At 36.9% G+C, this 15191-nt stretch carries 13 protein-coding genes; 12 read left to right on the top strand and 1 reads right to left on the bottom strand.

Annotated features, from left to right (window positions below; translation table 11 throughout):
• Nucleotides 1-8 precede the first annotated feature (8 nt).
• Entirely contained in the window at nucleotides 9-1157 is a 1149-nt protein-coding gene (gene nspC, locus acsn021_RS12505; RefSeq protein ID WP_184088751.1) for a carboxynorspermidine decarboxylase, read from the top strand.
• An 83-nt stretch (nucleotides 1158-1240) separates the two neighbouring features.
• Here nspC and acsn021_RS12500 read toward each other — a convergent pair whose 3' ends face one another.
• Complete coding sequence (locus acsn021_RS12500; RefSeq protein WP_184088754.1) at nucleotides 1241-2032, bottom strand: helix-turn-helix domain-containing protein; 792 nt, start codon at nucleotides 2030-2032, stop codon at nucleotides 1241-1243.
• Between the two features lie 227 nt (nucleotides 2033-2259).
• On the opposite strand from acsn021_RS12500, the gene acsn021_RS12495 reads away from it, so the two are divergent.
• The 11 genes from acsn021_RS12495 (at nucleotide 2260) to acsn021_RS12445 (ending at nucleotide 15121) form a co-directional block, all read left to right on the top strand.
• Nucleotides 2260-4617 carry an alpha-L-arabinofuranosidase C-terminal domain-containing protein gene (locus acsn021_RS12495; protein ID WP_184088759.1) on the top strand — a complete coding sequence of 786 codons (2358 nt, stop codon included), beginning with the start codon at nucleotides 2260-2262 and terminating at the stop codon, nucleotides 4615-4617.
• Between the two features lie 347 nt (nucleotides 4618-4964).
• Complete coding sequence (locus acsn021_RS12490; RefSeq protein ID WP_184088761.1) at nucleotides 4965-5471, top strand: RNA polymerase sigma factor; 507 nt, start codon at nucleotides 4965-4967, stop codon at nucleotides 5469-5471.
• Nucleotides 5464-6315: a hypothetical protein gene (locus acsn021_RS12485; RefSeq protein WP_184088764.1), complete on the top strand. Its 852-nt coding sequence runs from the start codon at nucleotides 5464-5466 to the stop codon at nucleotides 6313-6315. Before acsn021_RS12490 ends, acsn021_RS12485 begins: the two co-directional genes overlap by 8 nt.
• A gap of 47 nt (nucleotides 6316-6362) precedes the next feature.
• The gene (locus tag acsn021_RS12480; RefSeq protein ID WP_184088767.1) at nucleotides 6363-6821 is read left to right on the top strand and encodes a hypothetical protein; all 459 of its coding nucleotides are present in this window, start codon (nucleotides 6363-6365) and stop codon (nucleotides 6819-6821) included.
• 122 nt (nucleotides 6822-6943) lie between these two features.
• Nucleotides 6944-7660, top strand: a complete 717-nt coding sequence (locus tag acsn021_RS12475; RefSeq protein ID WP_184088769.1) for a LytR/AlgR family response regulator transcription factor — start codon at nucleotides 6944-6946, stop codon at nucleotides 7658-7660.
• Between the two features lie 470 nt (nucleotides 7661-8130).
• Nucleotides 8131-8820: a M12 family metallo-peptidase gene (locus acsn021_RS12470; RefSeq protein WP_184088772.1), complete on the top strand. Its 690-nt coding sequence runs from the start codon at nucleotides 8131-8133 to the stop codon at nucleotides 8818-8820.
• A 128-nt stretch (nucleotides 8821-8948) separates the two neighbouring features.
• Nucleotides 8949-10082 carry a SurA N-terminal domain-containing protein gene (locus acsn021_RS12465; RefSeq protein WP_184088775.1) on the top strand — a complete coding sequence of 378 codons (1134 nt, stop codon included), beginning with the start codon at nucleotides 8949-8951 and terminating at the stop codon, nucleotides 10080-10082.
• A gap of 328 nt (nucleotides 10083-10410) precedes the next feature.
• Nucleotides 10411-12072: an ABC transporter substrate-binding protein gene (locus acsn021_RS12460; protein ID WP_184088778.1), complete on the top strand. Its 1662-nt coding sequence runs from the start codon at nucleotides 10411-10413 to the stop codon at nucleotides 12070-12072.
• A complete protein-coding gene (locus acsn021_RS12455) occupies nucleotides 12069-13049 on the top strand; it encodes an ABC transporter ATP-binding protein (protein WP_184088781.1) in 981 nt (326 codons plus the stop codon). Before acsn021_RS12460 ends, acsn021_RS12455 begins: the two co-directional genes overlap by 4 nt.
• Before the next feature lie 28 nt (nucleotides 13050-13077).
• Entirely contained in the window at nucleotides 13078-14076 is a 999-nt protein-coding gene (locus acsn021_RS12450; RefSeq protein ID WP_184088784.1) for an ABC transporter ATP-binding protein, read from the top strand.
• A gap of 100 nt (nucleotides 14077-14176) precedes the next feature.
• Nucleotides 14177-15121 carry an ABC transporter permease gene (locus acsn021_RS12445; protein WP_184088787.1) on the top strand — a complete coding sequence of 315 codons (945 nt, stop codon included), beginning with the start codon at nucleotides 14177-14179 and terminating at the stop codon, nucleotides 15119-15121.
• Nucleotides 15122-15191: the final 70 nt, after the last annotated feature.

The following is a 15191-nucleotide window of genomic DNA, read 5'->3' as shown; positions in this document are numbered from 1 at the left end:
GAGGAGACATGGAAGATAGTATCAAATTTGACGTTAAAAGCCTTCCTACACCGGCTTATATTATTGAAGAAACACTTCTTATAAAGAATTTGGAGACATTAAAATATGTATCAGAGAGAACTGGGTGTAAAATCCTGTTAGCTCAAAAAGCTTTTTCTATGTTTTCCGTATATCCTTTACTGGAAAAATATTTACAGGGGACAACGGCAAGTTCCCTGTATGAAGCAAGATTGGGTAAAGAGGAGATGAAAGGAGAAGTTCATATATTTTCACCTGCTTACAGAGAAGATGAAATGAAGGAAATCGTTTCCTACTGTGATCATATTGTCTTCAATTCCTTTTCTCAATGGAAAAAGTACAAAGCAATAGTAAAGGCAAATAGTAAAAAGATTGAATGTGGAATACGTATAAACCCTGAATACTCAGAAATTGAAACGGATATGTATAATCCATGTTTTACTGGTTCCAGAATGGGAGTTACCTTATCTCAGTTTGAACCGGAAGAACTTTCAGGGATTGACGGACTTCATTTTCATACGATGTGTGAACAGAACGCCGATGTTTTGGAACGTACATTAAAGGTAGTGGATGAGAAATTCGGAACTTATCTAAAAAGTATGAAATGGATTAACTTTGGTGGTGGACATCATATTACAAGACCGGATTATGACATTGAAACCTTAATACGTTGTATCCTTTTTATAAAAGAAAAATATCAGATTGATGTGTATTTAGAGCCGGGAGAGGCAGTTGCCTTAAACACAGGGTTTTTAGTAGCCAGAGTACTTGATACTCTAAATAATGGTTTAGAGCTTGCTATATTAGATACCTCAGCAGCATGCCATATGCCGGACGTTTTAGAGATGCCTTACAGGCCTCAGATACTTGGAGCTGGTATGCCGGGAGAATTACCTTATACGTATCGCCTTGGAGGTCCTACCTGTCTTGCAGGGGATGTTATTGGAGATTATTCCTTTAAAGAACCTTTAGAACCAGGAGATTATCTTGTGTTCTGTGACATGGGACATTATACCATGGTTAAGAATAATACGTTTAACGGTGTAGGCCTACCGGCAATAGCTATTCATAGTCAAGAAAAAGGTACCAAGGTAATAAAGCAGTTTGGCTATGATGATTTCAAGATGCGTTTATCATAAAGGTGATTAAAAATGCCTTTAAGATTTATAGGGAGTAAAAAGGAAAAGACATGTACTCGAATTAATTCGGGTACGTGTCTTTTTTATGCATTAAAAAACTCTTTCCGGTAATGGCTGGGGGAATGTCCGGTTAGTTTCTTAAATTGTCTTGAGAAATGCTCGATGTTTCCATAACCGCATTGATAGCATATATCTGTAATTGTGTAAATGGGATTAAGGAGTAAGGTTTTGGCATAGTGAATTCTGCTGTTAATGATATCTTGTTCTAAAGTTATAAGAAAAAATTTTTTATATAAATGAGCTAGATGGGAACTACTCATATTAAGTTTGGCTGCAATTTCCGGAATACTGGATTGTAAATACTTATAGGTGCTTATTTGAGAGCGTAATAATAAAAGCTTTTGATAATTTGCATTTAAGGAATTCGTTTCGCTGGGTTTGTCATAATAACAATCACTGAATTTGTAGAATAAAGTCCGCATCTTTGCATCAAGGATTTGTGTCTGATGTGTTCCTGATTGAAAAAATTCGTTACGTATATCGTACATAGACATATTTATTATGGAGGAGTCAGGTAATATTAAAGGGGTGCAGAACGGAATTTTTAGTTCCTGAAAAAAACTTTTACCTGAATCTATGGTAAAGTGAATCCAGTCATTGTTAAAAGAACCATTTGTTTTACGGTAGCACTGCGGTGCACCTTTAGGATATAGAAAAAAGGTATTCGCTTTAATTATTTCATAAGTCTTATGAAGTATAATTTCAGCATCAGATCGAAAGTATAGAAACAAATAATCCTTTGTGCCTTTGGGGCGGTATATATTTATGCCGTTTTCGTGATAGCACTCGTAGGAGGCTGCTTTTACAACAATCATTTTAATTTGGTTAGCTCCTTACTTTTAGTTATTTTAAGACTATATATTTTTTTGAACTAACTGGAAGATATTACAGAATAAATCAAATACTCCGTAATAAATATCATTGTAATTGTGTTCTGTCCTATATAAAATTATATTACATTAGCAAAATATATCAAGCAAAATTTTAGGTACAATTGGCTTTTACTAATTCTTTATGCTAAGGCACACAGAAGGGAGTTATAATGAAATTAATAGTTGATACAAAAATCAAAAAGGATGCTTTGGGGGATTTATTCGGGATATTTTTTGAAGATCTAAACCATGCTGCTGATGGGGGGTTATATGCTGAAATGGTTAGAAACCGTTCCTTTGAATTTGCTCCCATTGACAATGCGGCATATCATCCCCTGACTGCATGGGAAAAGATTCAAACAAATGGAGAGGCAAGGTTATTGATTGAAACAGGAAATCCGGTAAGTCATAAAAATCCTCATTATTTGGCAATGGATGTATTGGTTCCGGGAGCAGATGTGGGTGTCCAGAACTTAGGATACAATACAGGGATGGTATTTGAGGAAGGGGCAATCTATTATTTTACTTGCTATGCCAAACGAGAACAATGTTTTAAAGAGCCTCTTACAATTTCTTTACGAAATAAAGAAGGAATTATTTATACCAGCCAGGAAATTTATCTGGATGAAGATTGGAAAAAGTATGAAGTTGAGATTACTTCGCCAGTTACTGATAACAGTGGAAGGCTTGCTTTAACTATTTCCGGCCGAGGAAAGGTATATCTTGATTTTGTATCGTTGTTTCCAAAGGATACTTATAAAGGCAGGAGAAATGGGCTAAGAAAGGATATTGCCACAAAACTTGAGGAACTAAAACCGAAATTCATGCGTTTTCCTGGTGGCTGCCTGGTACATGACGGTTCTCTTGACCCGGCTGCCAGAGATGCTATGTATCGTTGGAAAAATACCATAGGACCTTTGGAGGAGAGACCAGCAAGAAGAAGTAACTGGGGGTATAACCAGACGCTTGGTCTTGGTTATTATGAATATTTTCAATTTTGCGAAGATATTGGTGCAAAACCTATACCGGTTCTGCCCGGGGGTTGGGACCCACATCATAGACGAGCTGTGGAGCTTGACCGCTTGCAGCCCTGGATAGATGACGCTCTTGATTTAATTGAATTCGCCAATGGTGATAGTAACACCGTATGGGGAAAAAAGCGTGCCGAACTGGGGCATGAGGCTCCCTTTGGGCTAGAATACATTGCAATCGGCAATGAAGAGGTGGGAGAAGAATTTTTTATCCGCTATGTATATTTCCATAAGGCAATCAGGCAGAAGTACCCCAATATAAAGATTATTAATTCTGGCAGTCCTTTTCCCGCCGGAGGGGAGTACGAAAGAGGTTGGAAATCCGCGAAAGAGAACGGTTCCGATTTAGTAGATGAGCATTATTATTGTTCTCCGGAGTGGTTTATCGCTAATCATCATCGTTATGATGCCTTTTTAAAAGAGGATCCAAATGTATTTCTTGGAGAATATGCTTCCTGGGGAAATACCTATTACAATGCTCTTGCAGAAGCTACTTACATGATAGGCCTTGAACGTAACGCGCATGCAGTTGCACTTGCCTGCTATGCACCAATGCTTTGTAACGCAGACTACGTGAACTGGAGACCGGATATGATATGGTATAACAATCATCAGGTCTTTGGTACCGCTAATTATTATGTACAAAAGCTCTTTATGAACCATCAGGGTGACAGATTGCTAGCGATAAAGGCTGAAAAGGAACCAGAAGCAGTACTGGTGACAGAAACTCCCGACAGTATCTTCGGTGACATAATACTGGCAACAAATGATTCCGAAGCAGAATATTCAGAAATATCTGTAGTGAATGATGATACAGGAGAAGTAAAATATTTTGATGACCGAAGAGTTAAAAAAGGTGAGCTAGCATATATTACCAGGGTATTATGGAAAAATTATACCGTAAAGCTTAAAGCAAAGGAGACGGAAGGAGTTAAAGGTTTCAATCTATATTTTGGACACCAACCGAAAGGTGATAAACCTTTTGCTAATTCTTTATCCGGTAATGAGTTCCAATGGGAAATCGGCGGTTGGCAGAATCAGGATGTTGTGCTATGTGAACGGAACAATGGAAGAGGTTCCTGTCTGAGCCAGTGTATGTTTACGGTAGAGAGAGATAGAGTGTATCAGCTCGAATTAAAGGTTAGAGAGCGTTTTATAAAAACCTTTATAGATGGGAACGAGTATCATGCAATTGAAAGTAAGCCGGTTATGGTGAAACCTTTATATTATTCTTCAAGTATTGATGAAAGTACGGGAGAAGTCATTATAAAAGCGGTTAATATTCAAAAGGTAGATTGTGAAGCAGAAATTAAAATTCTGCACGCAGAGGTTATGGAAGGGAAGGTGTTTACCTTAGAAAATTATCCGTTAGAAGGAGAAAATTCCTTTGAGCGTCCGGATTGGATAAAGCCGGTACAGAAAGAACTACGGATAGAAAATTCTGGTTTTTCATATGTATTTAAAAGTAATTCTATGACGGTATTCCGTTTGCATTAAAGGTATAAGAGTGCGAGAGTGGTCTGGGTAAGGCTGCTCTTGCACTTTTTTTTGATTTCAGGAACAGAGTTTATAATTAAATTTAAAAACGAGTTGCTAATTCTCGATTCAATTTAAGGAATTCGCAAGAGGCTTGCTATATGTATAGGATTAACGGATATATTATTTTAATGGATATTATTAACAGAAAATATTATAATTGGATTAGGAGTAGCTGTAAATTATTTGATTTAGGATGAGGACACCATATGGTGGAAGCCATGGAAGGATTTTAGAGTGATAAAAAATTTTTTTCAGGTGGCATTTTATTCAAGTAAAGGGTTTTATTAGTGAAAGGAGGTTTTTTAATGACTGTTTCATCAACTGGTAATGACATTACAATTGATAACATAATTGAAAAGTATTCTTCCATGGTATATAAATTAGCGTATGCAAGAACCAGGAATAGAGAAGATGCGGATGACATATTTCAAGAAGTATTTTTAAGATATATCCGAAAGCAGCCGAAGTTTGAAAAAGAAGAACACGAAAAGGCCTGGTTTATCCGAGTAACCATTAATTGTTTTAATAGTTTTTGGAAAAACTCATTTCGAACCCATACGGTACCTCTAGATATGGATTTTCCCATAAATAAAACAGAAGACCAGATTATTAGAGGGTATACCCTGGAAGAATATCTGGCGAAGCTTCCACCGGTATATCGAATTGCAATCCACTTATTTTACTATGAAGATATGTCCACTGCACAAATCAGTGAACTATTGAATCGAAAGGAATCTACAATACGCATGCAGCTTACCAGAGCCAGAAGGCTGTTACGAGAGTATATGAAGGAGGAAGAAAATTATGTTTGAAGATAGTTACCGTTCCTATCTAGAGAAAATAGAGCCAAATAAGGCATTAGTTGAGAAAACAAAAGAAATGATGTACAAAGAGCAAAGAAAGCTTTTCAAATCTTCTAAAGATTTCAAGTATCGTAAGATACTGGCCACGGCAGCTATTTTAACAATTTTAGCTACCAGTGTAAGCAAGTTTCAGGAAGTTAGAGTTTATATAGCATCAAAGCAAAGTGCCTACAAGAATGATATGTCTGCAATAGCCACAGAGGATAAGCAGACAATGACAGGTGATAAAGTACCAATAAATACTGACCAAAAAGCAGAAAATGAAGTAGACCCGGTATTCTTATCAGAGGCGGACAGTTATGTACATGAGGTATATGGAAAGTTCCTTCCAAAAGCTGTACCGGAGGCATATCAATTTGAAGAGGCTGTTATCTATAATGAGAACACAGTAGAAGAGAAGTTTTTAATCTTATATACGGAGGATTTTAAAGAAATTAGAATAAGTATCAGCAGGAGTGATGGTACAGCTGATTATGTAGAAAGAGTGGTAAAAGCTGAAGAAACGGAAAGATATAACATATCGGATTATTCCGTTCCTTACGCAGATACCATACCCGAACCCCTTTATCTATCGATGCGTCATCCTATTTTCCAGTGGAATGAGCTTACACCTGAGGTACTTGCAATGAGAAAAGAACTACGTGTGGAAAAAGGAGAAGCCAGGCAGTCCAATATTGTTTATCGGTTTGCAGTTGAGGAACAGGGCTATATTATTGACTATTATATTAAGAGCGATGATTTGAGCAATGAAGATATTTTTTCAGTGATTAAATCTTCTGAGATATTTAAGTAATTGGGAAATGCTGGAGATATTTAAAAAAGAAAAAGGAGTTAATAAAAGTGAAAAAGCAAGTTGGACTTTTAATTATATTAAGTATAACATTATTATTGTGGGGATGTAGCAATCAGGCTAAAATTCATTCTGAGAATACAGAATTATTACAAAAGCAAGATGACTTAACGGCTCATATACCAGTTCAATCCGAAGAAACAATCCTAGCCAAAGAGGAAGATAAGAAGGTGCCGGCTGTTTCAGAAGTTGTTTCGACGGTTGAAGAAAAGCAACTTATGATTAAATATAAAGGCGACATCTATCAAGTTTCTGCTTTAGACGTGGATATTGATACCAATCATTTAATAAAAATTGGCAAGGTCAAAAGTGTGGTTTCAGATGACAAAAAACCAAATAAAAACAACCAGGCTAATAGAAATATAAAGGGAGAACCGATTTATCAGGGTGAAGAAAATACTATAATTGTAAAGATTAATGAGGAGTATAAATTGTTAGAGAAGCAGTAAGTTATATTTTATTACTGCTAAATATAATCGTAAGAAAAATGTAAATAATTTTTAAACATTTATTTACAAAATATGGTATAATATAGAGACAAAAAATCACTTGGGGAGTAGGTGTATTTTATATGTTTCGAATTGCTGTATGCCACAAAAAGGCAGGAATCTGCTTGCAGATTGAAAATGTTGCACTGGATTTTAAAAAAAATGCCAGGGTTGAGTTGGAAATCGATTTGTACAATTCAGGGGAGGAATTGTTACGATTTATTTCTAGAGGTGAAGACTATGACCAGATTTTTCTGGGAATGGACCTTGGAGAACTTAATGGTGTTGACTTTGGAAGGATAATAAGGGAGGAATTTGATAACCAGACTATGCAAATTGTTTATATGTCAACGAATGATAAAGATTATCGGGAATTAATAGAAATCAGACCAATGCATTTTTTATCCCTCCCTATTTATGCAGATAAGATTATTAAAGATATTAAAACCGGTATGAAGTTAACCGATAAGATGGGTGAGACCTTCAGCTATCGGCGTCGTAATGAAGTCATTAAGAAACCGATTAAAAACATCCTCTATTTTGAGAGCATGAACCGTCAGATAAGAATTGTAACAGTTGATGGGGAAGATGTGTTCTATGGTAAATTAGAGGATGTATATAATCAGGTAAAAAAACATCGTTTTATGGGTATTCACAAATCTTTTGTGGTTAACTATGCTCATGTCATGACATTTAAGTATGATGAAGTCATACTATTCAATTCTACTCATCTACCCATCAGCCAACCAAGAAGAAAACAAATCAGAGAGTTGCAATTGGTTTATCACAGGGAATCCTAAAAATAGCCCCCCTTATTACCCTCATTCTTATATTTCTTAATACCACTATTAATTTACTCCATCAATCTATAGGAAATTCTACACAAAGACGCATAAAGCATAAATGTATGTTATGCTAAGTCTGCTATATAGTTAATGGAAAGGGGGGAGTTGCCTTGGTTCATAATTATAAAACGTTATGGTGGTATGCCAAGGGAAAAGGAAATACAACTTAGCGGAAAGAGTATATGCAATTAGGGAGGATAAAAATCTAAGGCAAATTGAGAAGGAGAAGTGTGAAAAGAAATTCTAAGCCTGCAAAGAACACGGACTAAGAATTCTTTAGTTTCACACCGGAAGAAGTCCAAAAAGCACAGGCTTCTGCATTGGATTGTTTGTGCCGCACAGCGGCATGTTTGAAAGGTTGAATAAAATATTCAACCCCTTGATTTGTACGCGATTAAAGATCGCAGATGGGAGCTAAATTGGTTATGATTAAAAAAATTATTTCAATTTCACTTGCTGCATTAATATTAACTACTGCAAGTACTTCAGTTATGGCAGAGGAACATTCAGGGGAGTTTATTGCTTGTGCGGATACTACGTTAAAGCAATCAGTAGTATTACCGGTAGGACAACCTATTTATGAGCATTTACAGGTTAATAACAAAATAGCCAGTATCAGCGTTAATATCACATCACCCTGTGACGAAGAATACAGGAGCACTTATAGTAATTATGCATATGAAGCCAATCGGGTTGTAGAGCGGACGGATGACTATCTTTCAGCAGAATTTGGCATTGACTTTGTAAGCGTTGCGCAGCCTTTGTGGAGTTCTTCTTCCACCACGGTTCAAGGTTTGTTGGATGAGGCAAAAGCAGAACATGGACTGACTTATAACGGCAACAAAACAGCTGATATTATGATGGCATTTTCGGATGTTAATGTTGGAGGTACTTATGGTGCAACCTACACAGGTACACCCTACGCAATTATGTTCCATAGCAACTATGACCAGGATGCGAAATCCTGTCAGCATGAGTTTGGACATGTATATGGTCTTGGCCATCATACCACTACCGGTAAGTGTGTAATGAAGCAGGGTTCGGATACAACTTTGATTGATAATCTTTGTACAACACATTATAACCAGTGGAATAATGCAAAAAATAAATACTAGTTTATTATTTAAAGTGTAAGATTTATATTAATAACTTCTACAGATAAACGAAAGATTTCCGGGGCTGTTAACAGTATTACTATGATTGACAGCCCCGGAAAGTATATAATTAAGAGAGGGTGCAGTTTATGTCAGATAAAAATCTGTTAAAAAAGAGAATTTTGATTGTTCTGGGGGGAATAGCAGCCGCTATACTGGTATTTCATCTTTGTTTTAAGGAAAAAACCTTGTCTACGGCAGTTGCATTGGAGGAGTCAGATATACTGCTGACAGTAAATAAGGAAGAGTTGTACGTCTCTGAATTAAACAAAATGAAAGAACAGTATCCTGCTATGTCAGATAAAGAGTTGATAGAAGGAATGATACTTGAGGCCCTGATTCTTGAGGAGGCAGAAAAAAGAAATATTCAGGTAACAGAAGCTGAGGTTATTGAAAGACTTGAACTATTAAAGCTTGAAAACCACAATTTATATGAAATTGCCATCAAGCAATATGAATCAGAGGAAAATTATAAGAAGGCTTTAAAATACAGGATGCAGTATGAGAAAACAAAGGAAGAAGTTGTTAAAGAATTTACCGAGTTTTATTGGGAAGAGGACAGGATTATGGAGGATACGCTGGCCTATATTAAAAAAAATAAATACGATTCCAATAATGAAAATATTTCGAATATAAGCGCTGCATATACTGATAATTATTTAAAGTATATGAAGGCAGCTGCATTTTATAAATACAATTATGATTTAACAAAGGAAGCGGTAATAAAGTATAAAAGTTTCATACCGGTGAAACTTTTTGTCTCTGCTTTTGATGGTCGAAACAAGATAAAACAGGGGTACACTTTAAAAGAAGTAGATAAGGAAATAGCCAAGGATATGTATAGCTGTCTTGTTAATTTTGGTACAGGTATATATAATGGTCAGTATTCCCTTTACAAAGTCTATGGCATAACACAAAGCACCAGTTATTTTAATTATTTGATGCTTCAGTATAAGAACCATAAGAGTGGAAATGAAATCACGGTTGAATTTGTATTAGATTCCGGTAACCAATATGGACTGATGGATATGGAGCAATCCGCTAACAGATTACCAACTGGGTTTTATGGTTTTTATTCAGAAGAGGAAAGTGCTTACTATATTTTTGATAAAGATATTAACGGAATTTATATAATAAGCTCCAAAAATCTTAATGAGAAGGCTTTAGAAAACTTTGCTGAGCAAGTAATTAAGTATACAAAGTCGCAAAGTCTGGTACAGTAATTAAGCGTAACGTTTATTTTCATCAAACTGAATAAAGAAGAATACAGGAACCCGGAAAACAGGAGTATACCTTATATTTTAGGCATACTCCTGTTTTTATTATTCAACAACTAATAAGGGTCTGGTTTTCAAGACTTTGTAGTTGACAAAAGAAAGTTACGGTAGTAAAATTGTTTCAATTGATTAAAATACATACTAAAACGATAGGTATATAAGGACATCTTTTCTGCTGAATCTAAAAACTTTCTTACAAAGTTTAAAAGCAGAGTTTACATTATATAGATTAATACTTATAATTAAGAAGTAAACGTAAAGGGAGGACATAATTATGAAACAAGTAACAAAACAAAAAAGAATCGCTGTACTTTTAATGAGCCTGCTTTTGGCTTTTTCCCTGGCCGCATGTCAGAATACCTTAAATACAAGTTCTGATACCACCAAGGGAAGTACAGGGGAAAAGCAGGAAGAAACATCGGGAGAGAAAATTGTTAACATTGGTATGACAGATACACTCACCAGTATAAATCCGTTGCTTATGGATGCAACAGAAATATTAAAGTACGCAGCTGCATTTGAATTCTTACCGTTAGTAGAGCTAAACAGCAAGCTGGAATTTGAAGGAATGCTCGCATCCTCTATAACTACCGAGGATAATATACATTTTACCGTAAAAATAGACGATAAGGCAGTTTGGTCTGATGGTGTACCGGTAACGGCAGAGGATGTTGTTTTTACGGTATTAAAGCTGGCAAGTCCCAAACTCGCTAATGCCAGTATGGCACTTTATGCTTTTGAAGGTATTGGCGATGATGGCTTTGTAGAAGAGGGTGCCACAGAAATCTCCGGAGTAAAGGCTATTGATGAAAAAACGGTAGAATTCACTGCAAAATATAAGATGGCGCTTACTACCTTTGAAAATACCTATGGACGTTATATTCTTACTGTTCCAAAGCATATTTTACAGGAAGTTGCCGATGAAGATTTGGCAGCCTATGACTGGTTTAACGCACCTACAGTTGTAAATGGTCCTTATCAGGTTACGGATGTTGATTTACAGCATTTTGTAACCTATACAGCTAATAAAAATTATTGGAAGGGTGTACCTAAAATTGAAAAGCTAAATATTAAGATATTACCAGCCCCACAGATATTAACCAGTCTTCAGTCAGGAGAAATTGATTTTGTTCAACAGACCACAGGTAACATTCTTCAGGAAGACTATGGGAATGTGGAAGCACTGTCTAATATAACAGTTTATTATGGTGCACCAGTAACCAACCAGTCTATATTCTTTAATACAACAAGTGTAACAGATACAAGAATTCGCCAGGCTATACTATATGGGATAGACCGTGAAAATATCCTGAATGGTTTGTTAAATGGTAAGGGTGAGATTGTTGACGGCTTCTTATCCAGTGCCGGGCCTTTTTATGATGCCAGTCTTGCCCCAACGGCTTACAATCCGGAAAAAGCGAAAGAATTAATAAAAGAGGCAGAGGCAGATGGCTGGGATTCTTCGAGAGTTCTCAATTTTTATGTAAATAGTGGTGATACTACTTTTACGCAGGCAGCAGATTATATTGCGGCACAACTTGGAGAAATTGGAATTAAAATCCAGGTTACCACAGTTGATTTGGCAACACTTATGTCGACTGCCGGAAGTAAAAGCTTTGATATTATGGCAGTTCAGTATACCTATGCACCTGTAGATCCCTATCCGGATATAAACTGGCTTTTATCTGCCGACGGCTGGACAGGATTTGCCAATGGCAGAGTAGCAGAGGCTTTGGCAGCTACCCAGACCACCAGTGATATTGCAGAAATCAAAGAACAATATCTTACCATTAATACTATAGCACAAGAAGAGGTACCTATGATATCTGCCTATGTTATCAGTGCAATGGGAGCAGTAAACAACCGTCTTAAGAATGCGACTCCCGATGTATACGGTTCCTTTATAAATGTTCAGAATTGGGATGTGACAGAGTGATGCCTTTACTAGAGGTAAAAGATTTAGAGGTAGCATTTTCAATCGATAAAAAGGATATTACCTGTATTGATAAAGTAAGCTTTTCTGTAAGTGAAGGAGAGATTCTTTGTATTGTAGGAGAATCCGGTTCCGGTAAAAGTGTGACGTCACTTTCTATCTTGAGGTTACTTGGAAAAAATGGAAAAATAACCGGAGGAAGTATATACTTTAATGGAGAATCGTTAGTGGATAAATCTGAGAAAGAGATGGACTTAATAAGGGGAAGTCAGATTACTATGATATTTCAAGATGCACTTTCCAGTTTAAATCCAGTATTTACGATAGGTTCTCAGCTAACAGAGTCCATCGTTACCCATATGGGATTAAATAAAAAAGAGGCAAGAGTGAGAGCAGAGGAGCTGCTACGAACAGTAGGACTGCCAAGTCCTAACGCTATACTAAAAAAATATCCCCATACCCTGTCCGGCGGCATGAGACAGCGTGTTATGATTGCTATGGCCTTATCCTGTAATCCAAGGCTTGTAATAGCGGATGAACCCACAACTGCGCTAGATGTTACCATCCAAGCACAGATTATGGATTTATTAAAAAGACTAAATCAGGAACTTGGCATGTCTATTATTCTTATAACGCATGATATGGGAGTGGTAGCAGAAATGGCAGATAGGGTGTTAGTTATGTATGCCGGACAGATTGTGGAAGAAGCCTTGGTAGAAACCATATTTAAAGAACCAGAACATCCTTATACGAAGGCTCTGCTGCAATCTATACCCAGTATTAAAGATTATGAAGAACGTGAGTTGATTCCAATTCAGGGAGCTGTACCTGAGGAATATCATGAAATGGATGGGTGTCGTTTCTCAAACCGGTGTAAGTATGCACTTTCTTTATGCAGTAAAAGTCAGGATATGTTTATGGTAAAAGAAGATCACTATAAACGTTGTTGGAGGACTGACCTGTCAGATACATCCTATTAAACAAAGACACTAAAAACAGGAGGAGTGATTGGTGGAACAAAGGCACGTACCACTTATAGAAGTAAGTGGATTAAAAAAATATTATCCCGTACTGGGCGGTATTATTCCCCACACCGTTGCTAAAATCTATGCCGTTGACGGTGTGGATTTTTATATAGAAGAAGGAGAGACCTTAGGCCTGGTAGGCGAATCAGGATGTGGCAAATCGACCATTGGACGTCAATTAACTGCATTGGAAAAACCTACAGAAGGCACGATACTGTATCAAGGACAAGACTTGACAAAAATATCAGGAAGTGCTATGAGACAAATCCGTACCCAGATACAAATGGTTTTTCAGGATCCGTATTCTTCATTAAACCCCAGAAAGCAGGTTTATGATATATTAGCAGCACCCATGCTGTATCATGGGATATGTACCAGGCAGGATGTTTTAAAACAGGTAAACCGTTTGTTGGAGTTGGTGGGGCTTGCTGGAAAAAGTAAGGAACGTTATCCCCATGAATTTTCCGGAGGGCAGCGGCAGCGTATAGGAATAGCCAGAGCATTGTCCTTAAATCCCAAGCTGATTATCTGTGACGAACCAGTCAGCGCATTAGATGTTTCTATTCAGGCGCAAATTTTAAATTTATTACGAAGTTTACAAAAAGATCTACATGTAACCTATTTATTTATAGGGCATGGTTTGGATGCAGTAAAATATATTAGTAAACGGATTGCCGTAATGTATCTTGGGAAAATCGTGGAGATTGCTGATGCAGCGGAGCTTTTTACAAACCCAGTTCATCCGTATACAAAAGCTTTATGCAATGCCGCGCCTATCCCGGATCCAACGGAACGAAGCAGAGAACGTATTATCCTGGAGGGGGAAATTCCTTCCAATACAGCAATACCCACAGGCTGCCGTTTTCATCCAAGATGTCCTTATAGACAGGATGTGTGTATGAATAATATTCCGTCATTACACCCGGTCGTTCCAGGAAGTTCTCATCTGTCTGCATGTCCGGTGCTTTTAAAAAATAAATGATTGCTTTAGTCGGTTAGAAATATGTATTGGGAAATTAATTCTTCTAATATGTAATTACGCAAAAGCGTTTGGCTTTCTAGTTAATCAGAAAGGGAGGAATATGTTAAAATACATTTTAAGGCGAATTCTGATAGCAATACCGGTATTACTTGGTATTACTATTATTGATTATTTTATTATGAGCCTTGCCGGAAGTCCTTTGGAGATGATTCAGGGGGCACGTGTATCGAAGGAGGCACTTGCGGTAAAAGAAGCAGCTTTAGGACTTGACAAACCTATCTTTATACAGTACTTAATCTGGCTAAAAGAACTCTTTCATGGTAACTTAGGTTATTCTATAAAAAATTATCAGCCGGTCAGCCAGATGATAAGTAATTATATAGGACCAACTTTAATACTTATGTCCACTTCATTGGCAGTCAGTATGATAATAGCTGTACCTGCCGGTATATACAGTGCTGTTCGCCAATATTCGGCAGGAGATTATACAGTTGTAACATTATCTTTTTTAGGCAGCAGTGTCCCGGGGTTCTTTTTATCATTAATTTTGATTTATGTATTTACTATAAAGCTTCAATGGCTTCCCTCAAGTGGTATGTCAACGCTAGGAGCTGAGAAGAATGCGCAAGATATAATAAAGCATATGATAATGCCGGTACTGGTATTGGCTACATCCATGGCAGGTACTAATATTCGTTATATCAGAAGTGCTATGCTTGAAATTCTAGATAAAGACTATTTACGTACAGCAAAGTCAAAAGGAATAGGTAGATTCAAGGTAATAAATAAGCATGCCCTTCGTAATGCTTTACTACCGGTGATTACTGTATTCGGTATGCAAATACCTGTACTTTTTGGAGGAGCTATTATAGTTGAACAGATTTTTAGCTGGCCGGGTCTCGGACTTATGACGATGAGTGCCATTATCAATAGAGATTATCCTGTTATAATGGGAGTATGTCTGATGTCAGCTATTGTTGTTATGGTCACAAATCTGCTTACGGACATACTATATGCGATTGTGGACCCTACCATTCAATATTAGGACTATTAGATGTGCAATAGAACTTAGAAGAAAGTATTCTGATTATAATATGTACAGCACACATGGAAGG

Origin of the sequence: Anaerocolumna cellulosilytica (assembly GCF_014218335.1) — a bacterium.
In the GTDB taxonomy this organism is placed as follows: Bacteria; Bacillota; Clostridia; order Lachnospirales; family Lachnospiraceae; genus Anaerocolumna; species Anaerocolumna cellulosilytica.
This window is presented reverse-complemented; position numbering and strand designations above follow the sequence as displayed.